This is a genomic window from Mesorhizobium sp. B4-1-1 (assembly GCF_006439375.1).
Lineage (GTDB): Bacteria > Pseudomonadota > Alphaproteobacteria > Rhizobiales > Rhizobiaceae > Mesorhizobium.
This window is the reverse complement of sequence record NZ_VFTH01000010.1, coordinates 16,088-32,588: the sequence shown is the minus strand read 5'-3', so window position 1 is coordinate 32,588 and position 16,501 is coordinate 16,088. Positions and strand designations below refer to the sequence as shown.

The following is a 16,501-nucleotide window of genomic DNA, read 5'->3' as shown; positions in this document are numbered from 1 at the left end:
TTGTGGCGGTTGCCTTAACGCTGCCTACACCATTCGACCTCACCTGACTTTAACCCCGATTGGATAGGGTTGCCGCTCCAGGGGAATGGGACCAGGGCATTATGTTTGTTGAACGCGAAGCCTCCGTCGGGGAGCCAACCTCGCAGGAACGCCGCAACATCCAGCAGAACGACAAGCGCATTCTGGGCAATGTCGTGCAATGCGACGGCGCGCGCGCCACCATCAGCGCCCATGCGGACGACACCGAAGGCGCGGTCACCGGCCTTTGGACCGTCGGCAAGATGATCTCCATCAATCTCGGTTCAACAAGAACGGTCGGCCTTGTCTATGCCATCGGCAAATCGGACCTTGCCTGGAACCACGGAGGGCAGAACCCGATCGAGGTCAGCGTCGAACTGGTCGGCGAGGTACGCGACGGCGCCGAACCCGGCGCCAAGCCGGTCTTCGACCGCGGCATCACCACCTATCCGCATATCGGCGCCATTGCCCACAGCATCCGCAGCCGCGACCTGCAGGCGGTCTACGATCTGGCCGGGCGCCATTCGGTGACCATCGGCACGTTGTCGCAGGATGAAGCGATCGATGCCAACATCGCCATCGACGACACGCTGGCGCGCCATTTCGCCATCGTCGGCACCACCGGCGTCGGCAAATCGACGGCGGTGTCGCTGCTGTTGCGCAAAACGATCGAGGCGCGCCCGGACCTGCGTGTGCTCATCCTCGACCCGCACAACGAGTTCGCCGCCTCGCTGCCGGAATATTGCGTCAAGGTCGATTCCAAGACGCTCGACCTGCCGTTCTGGATGTTCAGGCTGGAGGAGTTCGCCGAAGTGCTGTTTCGCGGCCGCGAGACGGTGCCCGAGGAAGTGGATGTCCTGCGCGACCTGATCCCGGCCGCCAAGAACCTCTACCGCAACCCGAGTTCCGGCACCTATGTCAGGCGCGGCAGCGACGCGCTGACGGCGGACACGCCGGTGCCTTACCGCATGGCCGATCTCATCAAGCAGATCGACGAGCGCATGGGCATGCTCGAAAGCAAGAACGACCGACCGACCTTGAAGTCGCTGAAAACGCGCATCGAATCGGCGGCGGCCGATCCGCGCTACCGCTTCATGTTCAATTCGCGCCTGATCGAGGACACCATCCACGAAACGATCGGCAACATTTTCCGCGTTCCCAGCCATGGCCGCCCGGTCACTTGCTTCGAGATGGCGGGCATGCCTTCGGAAGTCGTCAATTCGGTCTGCTCGGTGCTGGCGCGCCTGGCCTTCGACCTGGCCTTGTGGAGCGAGGGCCGGCTGAGGCTGCTCCTGCTTTGCGAGGAAGCCCACCGCTATATGCCCGCCGATCCGCGTCTCGGCTTCGCGCCGACCCGCCATGCGCTGTCGCGTATCGCCAAGGAGGGCCGCAAATATGGTTGCTATCTCGGCGTCGTCACCCAGCGCCCGGGCGAGCTCGACCCGACCATCCTGTCGCAATGCTCTACCTTTTTCGCCATGCGCCTCGCCAACGAGCAGGACCAGGCGATCATCCGCTCGGCGATCGCCGACTCCTCGGCCTCGACGCTGGCTTTCCTGTCCTCGATGGGGCAGCGCGAAGCCATCGCTTTCGGCGAAGGCGTGGCGACGACCATGCGGCTGAAATTCGAGAAGCTGCCGCAACAATTCATCCCCGGCACCGCGAAAGGCGAGCAGGTCGAGCCCTCCGTGGATGGCAGCGACGTCGATCTTGCCATGATCGTCGAGCGGCTTCGCAACGTGCCGAAGCCGCAGCAGTCCATGGCTTTCGCCGAGACCGTGGACTCGACCCGCCAGGCCGGCGACCCGGACTACAAGAAGCCGGCCACCGGCGCTTCCCGCGTCCAGCCCGACGACGACTTCGACACACGCTACGGCCTGAAGCCCTCGACCTTCGGCATGCGCCAGCTCAACGATTGAGTTTCCGCTCTGCCTGAAGCCCCGCTTGAATGGGTAAATCTCGTCAGGAAATTCGTCAGGCTGAGTCGGCTGGAGCCGTTTTCGAGAACCGGAGCGGAGCGGACATTTGGGTCCGTGAGCACCGGAAGCGCAGAGAGCGGCTCCAGGCGGCCAGCCTCACGAATTTAGTGGTGGAATTTTAGGCGCAGACGCGGTTGCGGCCTTGCTTCTTCGCCTCATAGAGCTGGCGGTCGGCGCGGCGGTAGAAATCCTCCGCGCTCTCCTTGTGGTCCCAGACGGCAAGGCCGACGCTGGTGGTGACCTTCAGCCGCACATTGCCCGACATGATCGACATGTTGGCGATCGCCTTGCGGATGCGTTCGGCGAACCTGGCGAGCAATTCGACATCCATATTGGGGGTGACGACGGCAAACTCCTCGCCGCCCAGCCGCGCCACCACATCGTGATAACGCGTCATGCCCCTCAGACACGCGGCGACGGCCCTCAACACCTCGTCGCCGACGTCATGGCCATGCGTGTCGTTGACCTGTTTGAAATGATCGAGATCGAGGATCATCAGTCCGACCGGCCTGTCGATGCGGCGAAACTCGTGGAGATATTCGCGCAGTGCATCGTCGAAATAGCGGCGGTTCTGCATTCCGGTGAGACCGTCGGTGAGCGCCGCCTGCTCGAACGTCTGCGAACGGGCGCTGAGCGAAACCGTCATGGCCCTGAGCTTGCCCTCTTCCCGCACCTGGCCGCGGATCAGCGGATAGATGAAGAAGGTGCCGAAGAACAGCGCGGTCGCCAGCAGCGCCCCGGTGACGAACAGCAATTTGTTGAGATAGACAATTTTGTCGACGCGCGATGCGGCGTCGAGGTCGGCGGCGATGTCCTGCAATTGGCCATAGGCGTGGAAAGTCACCAGGCCCGCGGCCAGGATCACGAAAATAAAGACGAAAAATGCGGATTCCGCCTTATGGAAACGCATCTACTCCCCGCGGCACTGCAACCCTTGAGGTTATGGCATGGCGGACCTTACGGACGGTTAACCCGGACAACCTTGGCGAGAATTAGAGCCAGGGATTTTAAGGTGCTGATTGAAAAAGCTTTTCGTCAGTCCGGGAGCGCCGGTTCGTCGCCCGGCCGCAGCCTGCGCCACTCCGCGCCCAACTGGTGCCTGAACCAGGTCGACTGGCGCTTGGCATACTGCCGGGTCGCGATCTTGGCGCGTTCGATCGCTTCGGGAAAACCCGACTGTCCGGCCATTGCCGCTTGCAGCTCGCGCACGCCGATCGCTTTCATCGCCGGCAGGTCCGCGTCGAGGCCGAGCGCGATGAGCCGGCGCACTTCGTCGAGCGCGCCCTTGTCGAGCATCTGGTCGAAACGCGCCTCGATGCGCCGCACGAGGTGCTGCCGGTCCGGCTCGATGACCAGGAAACGCGCGCTGTCGCGATCGATCAGCGGCCGGCCGCGCGCGGCGTGCCATTCCAGGATCGAGCGCCCCGAAGCGTCGAGCACCTCGAGTGCCCGCACGATACGCTGGCCGTCGGTCGGCCTGAGCTGCATGGCGGCGCTCGAATCCTCACGCATCAGCAGGCGGTGCAGCCTTTCGGCCCCTTGTTCCTTGAGTTCGTAGCGCCAGCGCTCGCGGACGGACGCCGGAATGTCCGGCATGTCCGAGATTCCTTCGGCCAGCGCGCGGAAATAAAGCCCGGTGCCGCCGACGAAAACGACCGGCCGGCCCGACAGCGCGCCGTCTTCTATCAGCTTCGTGACGTCGCGCAGCCAGGCGCCGGTGGAATAGGCCGTGGAGGGATGGACATGGCCGTAAAGGAAATGCGGCGCGCGTGCCATTTCGGCGGCGCTCGGCCGCGCCGTCAGGACATCGAGCACCGAATAGCCCTGCATGGAGTCGGTGTTGACGATGACGCCGCCATCGCGTTCGGCCAGATCGAGCGCCAGCGCCGACTTGCCGCTGGCTGTCGGCCCGGCTATCAGGATCGCGTTCTTGACGCGGCCTTCGCCCGCCTGTCTGCCGGAATGTTCGATGCCGCTGATCGCCACTTTAGTGTCCCGTCCAGAAGCCCGCGCCGTGCCGGCCTCGCTTGCGAATATGGCCTTGCGGGCCGCCGGCGCAAGCGCCGTTGATTGGCTGGCCGAGGACATTGCCTGCGATCTTGTTTTGCCGCGGACGCCCGATATCGGCGAAATGACCGCCAATCTGCGTGCCGCATTGGCTTCCGAGCCGGTCGACGTCATCGTCCAGCCCGCCGAAGGCAGGCGCAAGAAGATCCTGCTTGCCGATATGGACTCGACGATGATCGACCAGGAATGCATCGATGAGCTTGCCGACGAAATCGGCGTCAAGGATCATGTGGCGGCGATCACCGCGCGCTCGATGAATGGCGAGATCGCGTTTGAGCCCGCTTTGCGTGAACGCGTCGCCTTGCTGAAAGGCCTCGACACAGCCGTGGTTGACCGTATCATCGCCAACCGGCTGACGCTCGCCTCCGGCGGCCGCGCGTTGGTGCAAACGATGCGCGCCAACGGGGCCTGGACGGCGCTGGTCTCCGGCGGCTTCGACGTCTTCACCAGCCGCATCGCCGCCATGCTGGGCTTCCAGGAAAACCGCGCCAACCGGCTGATCGAGAAAGACGGCATATTCACCGGCATGGTGGCCGAGCCGATCCTCGGCCGCGCCGCCAAGGCCGAAGCGCTGCTCGACATCGCGGCGCGGCTTGGACTAGCGACCGACGATGCCATCGCGGTCGGCGACGGCGCCAACGATCTCGATATGATCCGCCTTGCCGGCACCGGCGTCGCGCTCCACGCCAAGCCGGCGGTGGCGGAGCAGGCCCGGATCCGCATCGATCATGGCGATCTGACGGCGCTGCTCTATCTCCAGGGCTACCGCCGGGATGAATTCGTCTTGTGAGGTCTCCAATGACGCCGATACGCACCGAGCGTCTCATCCTGCGCAATTGGGAAGAGCGCGACCGCGAGCTTTTCCATCGCATCAACTCCGACGAGCGCGTGATGGAATTCTTCCCGTTCCGCCGCGACCGTGCCGCGGCGGATGCCAAGATGGACGAGGTCCGCGGCTGGATCGATGAGGATGGCTACGGCTTCGCCGCGGCCGAAATCGCCGCGACCGGCGAATGCATCGGCTTTGTCGGTTTGTCCGGAACGGAAGACATCGACGTGCTGGCGCCCGGCACGATCGAGATCGGCTGGCGGCTGACACCCGAATTCTGGGGCAAGGGCTATGTCACCGAGGCGTCCGAAGCCTGGCTCGCCTATGGTTTCGGAACGCTTGGCGTCGGCGAAATCGTGTCGTTCGCGGTTGCTGGCAATCATCGCTCCATCGCCGTCATGAAGCGGCTCGGCATGCGAGCCGATGCAGGCGCCGATTTCGACCATCCGAGCGTTCCCGACAGCCATCCGCATCTCAAGCGGCATGTCATGTACAGGCTGTCGCGCGAGGATTGGCAGACACGAAAAAGGGCGGCTCGCTAGCCGCCCTCTTCGTTGAAGTCCAGTTAGTTGGGCGCCTTTCCCGACTCAATCCATCCGGATCGTCACGAAGCGCAATTCCCCGGTCTTCGAGGCCAGCATCAAGAGCGCGTTCTTGCGGCCCTGCTCCTTCAGCGCGCCGATCCGGTCCATCACGTCCTTCGGCGTGCCGACCGATTCCTGCGCGATCTCGGTGATCACCTCGCCAGGCTGGATGCCGCGCTCGGCTGCCGCCGAATCCTTGGCGACATCGGTGATGACCACGCCGGACACGTCCGCCGCGATGCCGAACTTCTGCCGCGTCTGGTCGTTGAGCTCGCCGACCGTCATGCCGAGCACCGAAGCCGTCGATACCGGAGGCGTCGCCTTGTCGCCCTTGCCCTGGTCGGTGTTGCCGTTCTCGCCGCTTGCCAGCTTCTCGCCGTCCTCGAGCCGTCCGAGCGTCACCTTGACGGTCTGCTCGACGCCCTTGCGCACGATGATGACGTCGACCGCCTTGCCGACCGGGCTTTCGGCCACGACACGCGGCAGGTCGCGCATTTCATGGATGTCCTTGCCGTCGAACTTGATGATGACGTCGCCGGCCTGCACCGAACCGTTGTCGACCGGCCCGCCCTTGATGACGCCGGCCACCAGCGCGCCCTTTGCGGTCGCCATGCCAAGGCTTTCGGCGATGTCCGCCGTCACCGGCTGGATGCGCACGCCAAGCCAGCCGCGCCGCGTCTCGCCATACTGGCGAAGCTGGTCGACGACGCCGGCCGCAAGCTGCGAGGGGATGGAAAAACCGATGCCGATCGAGCCGCCCGACGGCGAGATGATCGCCGTGTTGATGCCGATGACCTCGCCCTCGGCATTGAACAGCGGGCCGCCGGAATTGCCGCGGTTGATGGCGGCGTCGGTCTGGATGAAGTCGTCATAGGGGCCGGAATTGATGTCGCGGTTGCGCGCCGAGACGATGCCGACCGTCACCGTGCCGCCCAGGCCGAACGGATTGCCGATCGCCATCACCCAGTCGCCGACGCGCATCTTGGTGGAATCGCCGAATTTCACCGCCGTCAGCTTGTGGCCCTTGGGGTCGACCTTCAGCACCGCGACATCGGTCTTGGTGTCGGTGCCGACGAGCGTCGCCTTCAGCGTGATGCCGTCGGAGAAATTGACCTCGATATCGTCGGCATCGGCGATGACGTGGTTGTTGGTCACCACGATACCCTGCTCGGCGTCGACGACGAAGCCGGAGCCGAGCGACTGCACTTTTTGCGCGGCACCGCCCTTGTCGCCGCCACGGTTCTTGAAGAAATCGTCGAAGAAGTCCTGGAACGGCGAGCCCTCTGGCAACTGCGGCATCGGCACCGCGCCCGGCCCTTCCGTGCCCTTCACCGTCTGCGAGGTCGAGATGTTGACCACCGCGCCAAGCAGGCGCTCGGCCAGATCGGCGACCGAAGGCGGTCCGTCGGAGGCGATCGTCGGCGTGACGAAGGACGGAACGGCAACAATGCCGACTGCGAATGCCGTGGCGCCGGCGAAGAAGGTGCGCCGCGCCGCGCGCAACAGGGTGTCGGATATCATCGTGGCCTCCCGGTGTTTCAGAAAAGGAACGGCGCATCCGCAAAGGCGCCTGTCCGATTCATGTTGGCAAGAAATAAGGCACGTTTGCGGCTATAGCTATCGGCGGAAGATAAATCGTCAATCGCTTCGGCACCAAGGAATTTCATCAACCGCGGACCAGCCAGACGATGCCTACGCCGATGGCGATCGCCGCCAGCCCGCCGATCCGCAGCGCATTTTCCGGCACCGACAGCACTTCAGTAGCGAGTTTCCGGGCCAAAGCCGGAAACCCTCCATAGACCAGCCCTTCGATCACGAGGACCAGGCCGATTGCCGCCAGAAAATCCTGCACCGCCCGCTACTGGGCGGTGCCGGGTTGCGTTGCAGGTGGTGTCGCAGGCGCGACAGGTGCCGGCCCGGGCTTGCTGTCCGGATCGCGGAAGTAGCGGAAGAACTCGGATTGGGGCGAGAGCACCATCGTCGTTCCGGTGTTGTCCAACGCCGTGCCGTAGGCGTTCATCGAGCGATAGAAGTCGAAGAAGGCCGGATCGCGCTTATAGGCGTCGGCGAAGGTCGCGCTGCGCTGCGCCTCGCCCTCGCCGCGCAGGATTTCCGATTCCTTCTGCGCCTCGGCGATGATCTCGACGACCTCGCGGTCGGCTCGCGCCTTGATGCGCTGCGCCGCCTCGTTGCCGCGAGCCCTCAGGCGCTCGGCTTCCGCCAGGCGCTCGGCCTTCATGCGGTCATAGGTCTGCTGCGAGACCTCCGCCGTCAGATCGGTCCGGCGGATGCGCACGTCCTCGATGTCGAGGCCGAGCGAGGTCGCGTCGGGGCGAAGCTGATCGCGCACCTCGCGCATCATATTGCCGCGCTCTTCCGAAAGAGCGGCTTCGAAGTCGCGCAGGCCGTAGACACGGCGCAGCGCCGCGTCGAGACGCGTCCTGAGGCGGGCTTCGGCCAGTTCAACCTGACCGGACACCGCCGCGCGGAAGGTGCGCGGATCCGAGATGCGGTAGGCGATGAAGGCATCGACCTCGTAGAACTTGCCGCCCGAGACCTGGACGCGGATGTTGTCGAGGTCGAAGCGCATCACCCGCTTCTCGACCATTTGCACGCTGTCGGCATCGAAGAAGGCGAACGGCGCCTTGAAGTAGATGCCGGGCTCGCTCTTGACGTCGATGATCTCGCCGAACCTGAGCACGATGGCCTGCTGGCCGGCATTGACCACGAACACCGACGAATAGAGCAAAAACAAAAGGACGGCAGCGATGACCGCGATGATGGGAAGACGGTTGGCCATCACTGGTTACCTCCCGTCGTGACGCCGCCCATAGGGGCCGGCGCCGGCTGTGCTTTCGGCTGCAATGCCGGCAGCGGCAGGTAAGGCAGCACGCCCTGACCGTTGCCCTGCTCGACGACGACCTTGTTCGAGTCCTTCAGGATCTTCTCCATGGTTTCGAGATAAAGGCGCTTGCGCGTGACGTCGGGCGCCTTGGCGTACTCGTTGTAGACGGAGATGAAGCGCTGCGCCTCGCCTTCCGCCTCCTGAACGACGCGGTTCTTGTAGGCCGCCGCATCCTCGCGGACCTGAGCCGCTTCTCCGCGCGCCTGCCCTAGCTTCTGGTTGGAATACTGGTTGGCCTGCTCGACGAACTTGTCCTCGTCCTGCTCGGCGCGCTGCACCTCGTCGAACGCATCGGCCACCTCGCGAGGTGGTGCCGCGTCCTCGATCGAGACTGCGTTCACCTGGAGACCGGTCTTGTAGCCGTCGAGCGTGCCCTGGATGATCTCGCGCACCCCGGTTGCGATACCCTGGCGGTCGTCGCGGAAGATGTCCTGCGCCGGCCGTCGGCCGACGACTTCGCGCATGGCGCTCTCGGCGACCTGCGCCAGCATGCCGTCGGGATCGGAGACGTCGAACAGATAGGCTTTGGGATCGGAGACCTGGTAGGCGACCGAGAACTGGACGTTGACGATGTTCTGGTCGCCGGAGAGCATCAGCCCGGAGCCGCTGCTCGAGCCGCCGCCGACGCTGACCAACTGCTCGGAGATCTTGGCGGTTTCGACCGTTTCGATCGGCCACCAGTGGAAATGCAGGCCTGGTTGCGAAAGCTCGGCTTTCGGCTGGCCAAAACGCAGTTCGACCGCAACTTCGTCGGGCTGCACGGTGTAGATCGCCTTGAACGCCCACAGCACGATGAGGGCCAGCGCGATCAGCCCGAGCACGGCCGGGCTGGTGCCGCCGCCGCCCGGAAGCGCGCGCCGCAGCCTGTCCTGGCCGCGGCGGATGATATCCTCAAGATCGGGAGGCGAACCCTGCGGGCCGCTTGGCCCTTTCGGTCCCTGCCCCCAGGGCCCTTGATTGCCGCCGCCGCCCCATGGGCCGCCGCCACCGCTCTTGTCGTTCCAGGGCATGAATGTCCTTTCGCTCCGGTTCCCTCAGGCCTTGCGGCGCAATCCTAACGCATGACCCGGAAAACCCATATCGGTTTTCGAAAAGGAATCATGCGCCAAAATCAAAGTATTACGGCGGCCTCTTGCGCGTCCGGTTGGACGTTGTACCGCTGCACACCGTTCTTCTATAGGGACGCCTTGACCCGCTTTCAACGCGATGTGCCACCGTCCCCATGCGATTTGGATCGGTAGCGACCCTTTGTCGTCGTCAACGATCGTCGCGCCGGCGCTCGTAAACCGTATAACGCGTGGCGTGGCTGTCCTTCTCTCCGGCGGGAAAATCCTCGGCGCTGACGGCTTGCCAGACATTTGGGTCGATCGGTGGGAAATGCGCGTCGCCATCGACGCTGGCCAGCACGTGCGTCACATGCAGCCGGTCGGCGAGCGGCAAGGCCTGGGCGTAGATCTCGCCGCCACCGACCACGCAGATCTCCTCCGCTCCCGCCATGCAGCGGCCGCGCACCCTGGCCAGCGCGATCGCGTCATCCAGCGAGTGGGCCACCTCGATGCCCTCGGCCCGCCAGGTTTTATCGCGCGTCACCACGATGTTGAGACGGCCGGGCAGCGGCCGGCCGATGCCTTCATAGGTCTTGCGGCCCATGATGATCGGCTTGCCCATCGTGTCGGCCTTGAACCGCTTGAGATCGGTGGAGAGCCGCCACGGCAGGCCGCCTTCGCGTCCGATCACGCCGTTTTCGGCGATGGCGACATAGATCGCGATGTCCATCAGCCGCCATTCCCGCCGTTGTCCGACGGCTCCAGCAGCAGGATGTCGATGTCGTGCTCGGGATAGAAATCCTTCGCGGTGATCTCGAACGTCGTCGGCCCGATCTTTTTGACATTGTCACCGCAGAAGGAGACGAGGTTTTTGGGGCCGCCCTTGTCGATCGTCAGCTTGAAATTGCCGATATTGCCGGAGGCCCAGTTACCCCCCGTGCTCAGGATGTAGGCGATCCGGCTCTCGTAATATTTCGGATAGCCGTCGGGATTCTCCTTGGCCGCCTTGCGGACCGCATTCTCGAATGCGCCGTCCATGCAATAGCGGGTCTTGTAGGCCGCATACTGGCCCTGGAACTGGCCGTCGGAGAAGAAACTGACCGAGGAAGTGCCGCCGACGCTGGGCTTATAGCGATGCGAAACATGGACTTCCTTGTTGGCCGGGAAGGTCGAGCGCCACCAATAGGTCGAGCGCAATTGCCAGAACGGCGCATAGGCGGTTTTCGTGCCCGAGCCGTCATCGGCGGTATCCTCGATGATGATGCCACGGTTTTCCCAATCCTCGGCGACATCCTTGGGCAGTTTCGCCAGCGCCGCCTTGGCGGCGTCGCCGAACGGATAGAGCGGTACGTTCTGCGCCTTGAGATCCGCGGTGATGTCGATGCCCAGCGCAAACGCCCTTTGCTCGAGCTGAGGCTTCGCGTCGACGCCGTCGATCGTCACCTCGAAGCCGAGGAAATTGTCGCTCTGCGCTTCCGGGATCGCCGGCATCTCGTTCGGATCGCCCTCGATGTCAGGCATCGGGAACGCGACGATGGAGCTGACATCCTTGTCGGTGTTGTTGCGGAACACATAGTCGACCGTCACCTTCTCCGGCGAGATGAAAAGATCCTCGCTTTGCATGGCGACGGCATCGCTTCGCGACAGGATCAGGCCGCCGGTGCCGAGCTCGGCGACGGAATCATTGGCGCAGGCCGGAGCGGCCATGATTGCCAGCGCTGCGGTCAGTACGGTGCGTAACATGGACCCCTCCTCGACGGCGATACCGGGCGTCTTTTCATCTACCGTTTCAGGGCGCCGTTTCAAAGCCCTTCGTCATCGGGCATCGGGACTTCTGGACACCGCGCCATCGATCGGGCAGGAGAGCGCCATGCGCAAGCTTCTCGTCATCGGCACCGGCGCCGGCAATCCCGACCACATGACTGTACAGGCCATCAACGGCCTGAACCGTGCCGACGTGCTGTTCATTCCCGACAAGGGAGCGAAGAAGAACGATCTTGCCGATTTGCGCCGGCAGATATGCGACCGCTTCGTCACCAATCCGAAATCGCGCCGTGTCGAGTTCGATGTGCCGGTTCGGGCCGAGCCGACATCGTCTTACCGGGCAACCGTCGACGACTGGCACGAGGCGATCGCCGAGATCTATGAGGCCTTGATCCGCGACGAGCTTGCCGACGACGGTTGCGGCGCGTTCCTCATCTGGGGCGATCCGTCGCTCTATGACAGCGCGCTGCGTATCCTCGAACGCGTTCGCCTCAGAGGCAATGTCGGTTTCGAGCTCGAAGTCATCCCCGGCATCACCGCGATCCAGGCGCTGGCCGCCGCCCACGCGACCGCGCTCAACCGCATCGGCGATTCGATCCTGGTCACCACCGGCCGGCGGCTGACCGAGGAAGGCCTGGCCGCCAATGCCGGCTCGACCGTGGTCATGCTCGACGGCAAATGCGCCTTCAACACGCTGACGGACCAGGACGTCCTCATCCAGTGGGGCGCCTATCTCGGCACACCGGACGAGATCGTCATTTCCGGCCGGCTGGGCGATGTCAGCGCCGAAATCGAAAGGGTTCGCGAGGAAGCCCGGCGAAAGAAGGGCTGGATCATGGACACCTACCTGCTGAGGAAGCCAGGGGATTAGGCAGTAGGCAGTAGGGAATAGGCAGTAAGATAATGGAGGCGATAGGGGCCCCGCTTTCGAGCATCCAGGACATCATACCCTACTGCCTACTGCCTACTGCCTACTGCCTACTGCCTCATCCCGCATCGATCTCCGCCTGCAAGGCCTGCATATGAATGGCGGCGGCCGATGAAGCGGCTCGCTCTATGGCGCGAAACCGGCTGACCACGGCCAGCCCCACCGATGTCAATTGCGCCCCGCCGCCCTTTCGGCCACCGGTCTGCGCCGCGACCAGCGGCTTGCCGAACACACGGTTCATGTCCTCGACCAGATCCCAGGCATGCTTGTAGGACATCTCCATGCCGCGCGCCGCGGCCGAGATCGAGCCGAAGGCGGCAATCTGCTCCAGGAGTTCAATCTTGCCCGGGCCGATCCGGCCGTCGGGATCGAGATTTATCCGCAGGCTGAGCGACGGCATTTCATCTCCTCGGATTTCACGGCACGACAATAGTCCCTGCGGGAAGATAGCGCTATTCCAAATATACATAGCGACATGATCGAGCTCCTCAAACGTCGGCTTCGGCCGGCAGGCCGGCGCCGGTGTTTGCGCGATCGAAGCTCACAGTCTTGATGACCGCGAAGACCTGGCTTCCCAGCTTGAGACCAAGCGCCTGCCGCGATTGTTCGGTGATCCGCGCGATCACAACCGCGCCGCGGCAATCGATGCCGATCTCGACCTCGGGCCCCTCGCCCGGCTTCATGCTGACGATTGTTCCCGGCAGGATGTTGAGCGCGCTGAGTCCGGCGGGTTTCTCGATGGCGACCATCACGTCGCGGGCGCGGACGCGAATGCGAACCGGAGCGCCGGCCGCCCGCGCCAGTTTCGGCACGCGGATCTCGCCGGCCTGCGAGGCAAGCACCGTCATACCAAAGGCCTCGTCGTGGCGCAGAACCTCGGTGTCGAGCAAGGCGCCCCCTTCGGCACGCTCTTCCGCCGGCAACAGATCCAGCCGCCGTATGATCGCCTCGGTCGGGCCCGACGCCGCGACCTTGCCCTGCGAAAGCACCACCACGTCGCTTGCCAGCCGCGCCACCTCGGCGACGGAATGGCTGACATAGCCGATCGGGATCTTCGTCTCGTCGCGCAACCGCTCGATATAGGGGAGGATCTCGGCCTTGCGCGCCTCGTCGAGCGAGGCGAGCGGTTCGTCCATCAGAAGCATTTTCGGGCTGGCAAGCAGCGCGCGGCCGATCGCGACCCGCTGCCTTTCGCCGCCCGACAGTTTCGCCGGCCGCCGGTCGAGCAGGTGACCGATGCCGAGCAGGTCGACCACCGCATCCATTTTGGCGTAGCGCTCGAAAGCCGGTGTGAACCAGCGGCCGTAGCGCAGATTGCCGGCGACGCTCATATGCGGGAACAGTCGCGCGTCCTGGAACACCATGCCGATTCGCCGCTTGTGCATCGGCACGAAGATGCGCGCGGCGGTGTCGACCAGCACCTTGCCGTCGACCGAGATACGGCCTTTGTCCGGACGGATCAGGCCCGCGATCAGATTGATCAACGTCGACTTGCCCGAACCGGACGGCCCGAACAGCGCCGTCAGCCGGCCGGCGCTCTCGAAACGCGCCTCCACGGCGAAATCGCCGAGGCGATGCTGGATATCGACGGAGAGCGTCATTCGATGTCCATTCGCCGGCCGACCCGCCGCGCCAACACTTCCGAAGCGACCAGCGCGACCATCGAGATCACGATCGAGATCAGCGTCAGCCTGAGCGCGCCTTCATCGCCGCCCGGCACCTGCGTGAAGGTGTAGATCGCCGAGGGCAGCGTCTGCGTCTCGTTGGGGATGTTGGAGACGAAGGTGATGGTGGCGCCGAATTCGCCCATCGCCTTGGCGAAGGAAAGGATCGCGCCTGCGATCAGGCCGGGCAGGATCAGCGGCAGCGTGATGGTGGCGAAGACCCAGAGCGGATTGGCGCCGAGCGTGCCGGCGGCGGCCTCGATTCTGCGGTCGACCGCCTCGATCGACAGCCGGATGGCCCGCACCATAAGCGGAAAGCCCATCACACCGCAGGCCAGTGCCGCGCCCGTCCAGCGGAACGAGAAGACGATGCCGAAATGCTCGGCAAGGAAGGCGCCGGCCGGGCCACGCCGGCCGAAGGTGAGCAAGAGCAGATAGCCGGTCACCACCGGCGGCAGGATCAAGGGCAGATGCACCAGCCCGTTGAGCAGGGTCTTTCCCCAGAAACGCCCCCGCGCGAGCAGGAGCGCGAGCAGGATGCCGGGCGGCAGGCTGGCGAGCATCGCCACCGTCGCCACCTTGATCGACAGCCGGACCGCATTCCATTCGTCGGGAGTGAGGTCCAGCAGCCAGTTCATAGCTATGCTTGCGCGCTCTTTCTCAGTTGCTCGGCGCGAGCACCGTGAAACCCTGCTCCTTGAAGAGCTCGGCGGCCCTGGCCGATTCGACGCATTTCAGGAAGGCAGCCGTATCCTTGTCCTTCGAATCCGCGGTCTGGGCAATCGGGTAGATGATCGGCGGATGCGAATCTTCCGGGAAGGTGCCGACGACCTTGACGCCCTTTTCGGCATGCGCGTCGGTGGCATAGACGATGCCCAGCGCCGCCTCGCCCGTCGACACCAGCTTCAGTGCGGCGCGCACATTCTCGGCCTGCGCGACCTTGCCCTCGACCGACGACCAGACGCCCAGCGATTCCAGCGCCGCCCTGCCGTATTTACCGGCGGGCACGGCCTTGAAATCGCCCATGGCAAGCTTGCCGTCGCCGATCAGCTTGGCGAGGTCGAAGCCCTTCTCGACTTTGGTCTCGACCGTGGAATCCTTCGGCGCCACCAGCACGATCTGGTTGCCGAGCAGCTTCACCTCGGTATCGGGCTTGGTCAGCTTTTTATCGGAGAGATACTTCATCCAGTCGAGGTCGGCCGAGACGAAAATGTCGGCCGGCGCGCCGCCTTCGATCTGCTTGGCCAGTGCCGAGCTCGCCGCGTAGGAAATGGTGGCGGCTTCGCCGACTTCCGGCTCGCAGGCCTTGTTGACCGCGTCGAGCGCGTCCTTGAGGCTCGCCGCGGCAAACACGATCACCTCGTCGTCGGCATGGGCAGCCGGCACTGCCGCCATCAGCATTGCCGCCAGACCGCCGATAGCTGCCGCCTTCAACCCAAAACCCTTGCCCGTCATGGAATCTCTCCCTGGTTTCAAAATCCGTACGGCCCAAAGCCTCGGATCGATATATCCGCATGAACATAACAAGGGAAGGCTTTTCGCCTGCCACGGCATTGTGCGCCGGCGTGGTCTCAGCCTACGATGAATGCGAAACGGAACGGCGAAGCTCAAAGGACAGACGCATGAAGATCAGCGCCCGCAACATCCTCAAGGGTAAGGTCACCGAGATCGTCAAGGGAGCCACCACCTCGCATGTCAGGATCGACATCGGCGGCGGCGTCATCGTCACCTCCTCGATCACCAACGAAGCGGTCGCCGACCTCGCGCTCGAGAAAGGCAAGCAGGCCTATGCGGTGATCAAGGCCTCGGACGTCATGGTCGGCATCGACTGAGCCGGCGAGGCTCACTCATACCGCGATCGGCGCCTTGATGTTGGCATCCGCGAAATAGTTCTCGAGGCGGAAATCCTCGAAGCGGAAGGCGAAAAGGTCTTTCACCTCCGGATTGATCCACATCGTCGGCAAGGCCTTTGGCGTGCGCCGCATCTGCTCGCGCGCCTGCTCGAAATGGTTCGAATAAAGATGCGCGTCGCCCAGCGTGTGGACGAAATCGCCGGGCTTCAGCCCGGTCACCTGCGCCACCATCATGGTGAGCAAGGCATAGGAAGCGATGTTGAACGGCACGCCGAGAAAGATATCGGCCGAGCGTTGGTAGAGCTGGCAGGAGAGCCGGCCTTCCGAAACGTAGAATTGGAACAGGCAGTGGCAGGGCGGTAGCGCCATCGCCTCGACTTCGGCCGGGTTCCAGGCCGAGACGATCAGCCGGCGCGAGCTAGGATTCTTGCGTATCTCCTTTAAAAGATTCGCGATCTGGTCGATCTCGCCGCCATGCCCGTCCGGCCATGAGCGCCACTGCTTGCCGTAGACCGGTCCAAGATCGCCATTCTCGTCGGCCCACTCGTCCCAGATGGTGACGCCATGGTTGTTGAGATATTTGATGTTGGTGTCGCCGGCCAGGAACCACAAAAGCTCGTGGATGATCGACTTCAGATGCAGCTTCTTCGTGGTCGTGACCGGAAAGCCGCGCGAAAGATCGAAGCGCATCTGGTAGCCGAACACCGAGCGCGTTCCTGTCCCGGTGCGGTCGCCGCGGTCGGCGCCGTTCTCCAGCACATGCTTCAACAGGTCGAGATATTGGCGCATCGGCTCTGCCTCGATTCGGGTAACAGACAATCATACCCGACCGACAGCCGATCGAACACCGCAAAGCAGATTGCG

The 16,501-nt window shown here is 64.0% G+C and carries 18 protein-coding genes; 5 read left to right on the top strand and 13 right to left on the bottom strand.

Going from position 1 to position 16,501, the window contains the following annotated elements:
• The first annotated feature begins 101 nt into the window (after positions 1-101).
• Complete coding sequence (locus FJW10_RS15735; RefSeq protein ID WP_140829167.1) at positions 102-1,937, top strand: ATP-binding protein; 1,836 nt, start codon at positions 102-104, stop codon at positions 1,935-1,937.
• 178 nt (positions 1,938-2,115) lie between these two features.
• Here FJW10_RS15735 and FJW10_RS15730 read toward each other — a convergent pair whose 3' ends face one another.
• Both FJW10_RS15730 and miaA read right to left on the bottom strand, forming a co-directional pair.
• Entirely contained in the window at positions 2,116-2,907 is a 792-nt protein-coding gene (locus tag FJW10_RS15730) for a GGDEF domain-containing protein (RefSeq protein ID WP_140829165.1), read from the bottom strand.
• A gap of 125 nt (positions 2,908-3,032) precedes the next feature.
• Entirely contained in the window at positions 3,033-3,977 is a 945-nt protein-coding gene (miaA, locus tag FJW10_RS15725; RefSeq protein WP_140900904.1) for a tRNA (adenosine(37)-N6)-dimethylallyltransferase MiaA, read from the bottom strand.
• Between miaA and serB the strand changes: the two genes are divergently transcribed.
• On the top strand, positions 3,967-4,854 hold the full coding sequence (serB, locus tag FJW10_RS15720; RefSeq protein WP_140900797.1) for a phosphoserine phosphatase SerB: 888 nt from the start codon (positions 3,967-3,969) through the stop codon (positions 4,852-4,854). The two genes, miaA and serB, sit on opposite strands and share 11 nt — an antisense overlap.
• An 8-nt stretch (positions 4,855-4,862) precedes the next feature.
• A complete protein-coding gene (locus tag FJW10_RS15715; RefSeq protein ID WP_140900796.1) occupies positions 4,863-5,435 on the top strand; it encodes a GNAT family N-acetyltransferase in 573 nt (190 codons plus the stop codon).
• Positions 5,436-5,480: 45 nt separating this feature from the next.
• Here FJW10_RS15715 and FJW10_RS15710 read toward each other — a convergent pair whose 3' ends face one another.
• The 6 genes from FJW10_RS15710 to FJW10_RS15685 all read right to left on the bottom strand — a co-directional run bounded on the left by FJW10_RS15710 (position 5,481) and on the right by FJW10_RS15685 (position 11,171).
• Positions 5,481-6,998, bottom strand: a complete 1,518-nt coding sequence (locus tag FJW10_RS15710; protein ID WP_140829148.1) for a DegQ family serine endoprotease — start codon at positions 6,996-6,998, stop codon at positions 5,481-5,483.
• Between the two features lie 145 nt (positions 6,999-7,143).
• Positions 7,144-7,329, bottom strand: coding sequence for a DUF2065 domain-containing protein (locus FJW10_RS15705; protein WP_140829143.1), 186 nt, complete (start codon positions 7,327-7,329; stop codon positions 7,144-7,146).
• 6 nt (positions 7,330-7,335) lie between these two features.
• Entirely contained in the window at positions 7,336-8,277 is a 942-nt protein-coding gene (locus tag FJW10_RS15700; RefSeq protein ID WP_140829139.1) for a protease modulator HflC, read from the bottom strand.
• Positions 8,277-9,392, bottom strand: coding sequence for an FtsH protease activity modulator HflK (hflK, locus tag FJW10_RS15695; RefSeq protein WP_140829134.1), 1,116 nt, complete (start codon positions 9,390-9,392; stop codon positions 8,277-8,279). Before hflK ends, FJW10_RS15700 begins: the two co-directional genes overlap by 1 nt.
• Positions 9,393-9,639: 247 nt before the next feature.
• A complete protein-coding gene (locus tag FJW10_RS15690) occupies positions 9,640-10,158 on the bottom strand; it encodes a dihydrofolate reductase (RefSeq protein ID WP_140829131.1) in 519 nt (172 codons plus the stop codon).
• On the bottom strand, positions 10,158-11,171 hold the full coding sequence (locus FJW10_RS15685; RefSeq protein WP_140900795.1) for a DUF4424 domain-containing protein: 1,014 nt from the start codon (positions 11,169-11,171) through the stop codon (positions 10,158-10,160). The genes FJW10_RS15690 and FJW10_RS15685 overlap by 1 nt, the downstream gene beginning before the upstream one ends.
• Before the next feature lie 127 nt (positions 11,172-11,298).
• Between FJW10_RS15685 and cobF the strand changes: the two genes are divergently transcribed.
• A complete protein-coding gene (cobF, locus tag FJW10_RS15680; protein WP_140900794.1) occupies positions 11,299-12,063 on the top strand; it encodes a precorrin-6A synthase (deacetylating) in 765 nt (254 codons plus the stop codon).
• A gap of 115 nt (positions 12,064-12,178) precedes the next feature.
• Here the strand turns inward: cobF and FJW10_RS15675 are convergent, their stop codons facing one another.
• The 4 genes from FJW10_RS15675 to modA all read right to left on the bottom strand — a co-directional run bounded on the left by FJW10_RS15675 (position 12,179) and on the right by modA (position 15,239).
• Positions 12,179-12,520 carry a winged helix-turn-helix domain-containing protein gene (locus tag FJW10_RS15675; RefSeq protein WP_140755223.1) on the bottom strand — a complete coding sequence of 114 codons (342 nt, stop codon included), beginning with the start codon at positions 12,518-12,520 and terminating at the stop codon, positions 12,179-12,181.
• Positions 12,521-12,608: 88 nt separating this feature from the next.
• Positions 12,609-13,721: a molybdenum ABC transporter ATP-binding protein gene (gene modC, locus FJW10_RS15670; protein WP_140900793.1), complete on the bottom strand. Its 1,113-nt coding sequence runs from the start codon at positions 13,719-13,721 to the stop codon at positions 12,609-12,611.
• Positions 13,718-14,422 carry a molybdate ABC transporter permease subunit gene (gene modB, locus FJW10_RS15665; RefSeq protein ID WP_140829122.1) on the bottom strand — a complete coding sequence of 235 codons (705 nt, stop codon included), beginning with the start codon at positions 14,420-14,422 and terminating at the stop codon, positions 13,718-13,720. Before modB ends, modC begins: the two co-directional genes overlap by 4 nt.
• A 22-nt stretch (positions 14,423-14,444) precedes the next feature.
• Positions 14,445-15,239: a molybdate ABC transporter substrate-binding protein gene (gene modA, locus FJW10_RS15660; protein WP_140900792.1), complete on the bottom strand. Its 795-nt coding sequence runs from the start codon at positions 15,237-15,239 to the stop codon at positions 14,445-14,447.
• Positions 15,240-15,406: 167 nt separating this feature from the next.
• Between modA and FJW10_RS15655 the strand changes: the two genes are divergently transcribed.
• Positions 15,407-15,616: a molybdopterin-binding protein gene (locus tag FJW10_RS15655; protein WP_040995706.1), complete on the top strand. Its 210-nt coding sequence runs from the start codon at positions 15,407-15,409 to the stop codon at positions 15,614-15,616.
• Positions 15,617-15,631: 15 nt separating this feature from the next.
• Here FJW10_RS15655 and FJW10_RS15650 read toward each other — a convergent pair whose 3' ends face one another.
• On the bottom strand, positions 15,632-16,426 hold the full coding sequence (locus tag FJW10_RS15650; RefSeq protein WP_140900791.1) for a thymidylate synthase: 795 nt from the start codon (positions 16,424-16,426) through the stop codon (positions 15,632-15,634).
• Between the last annotated feature and the right edge of the window lie 75 nt (positions 16,427-16,501).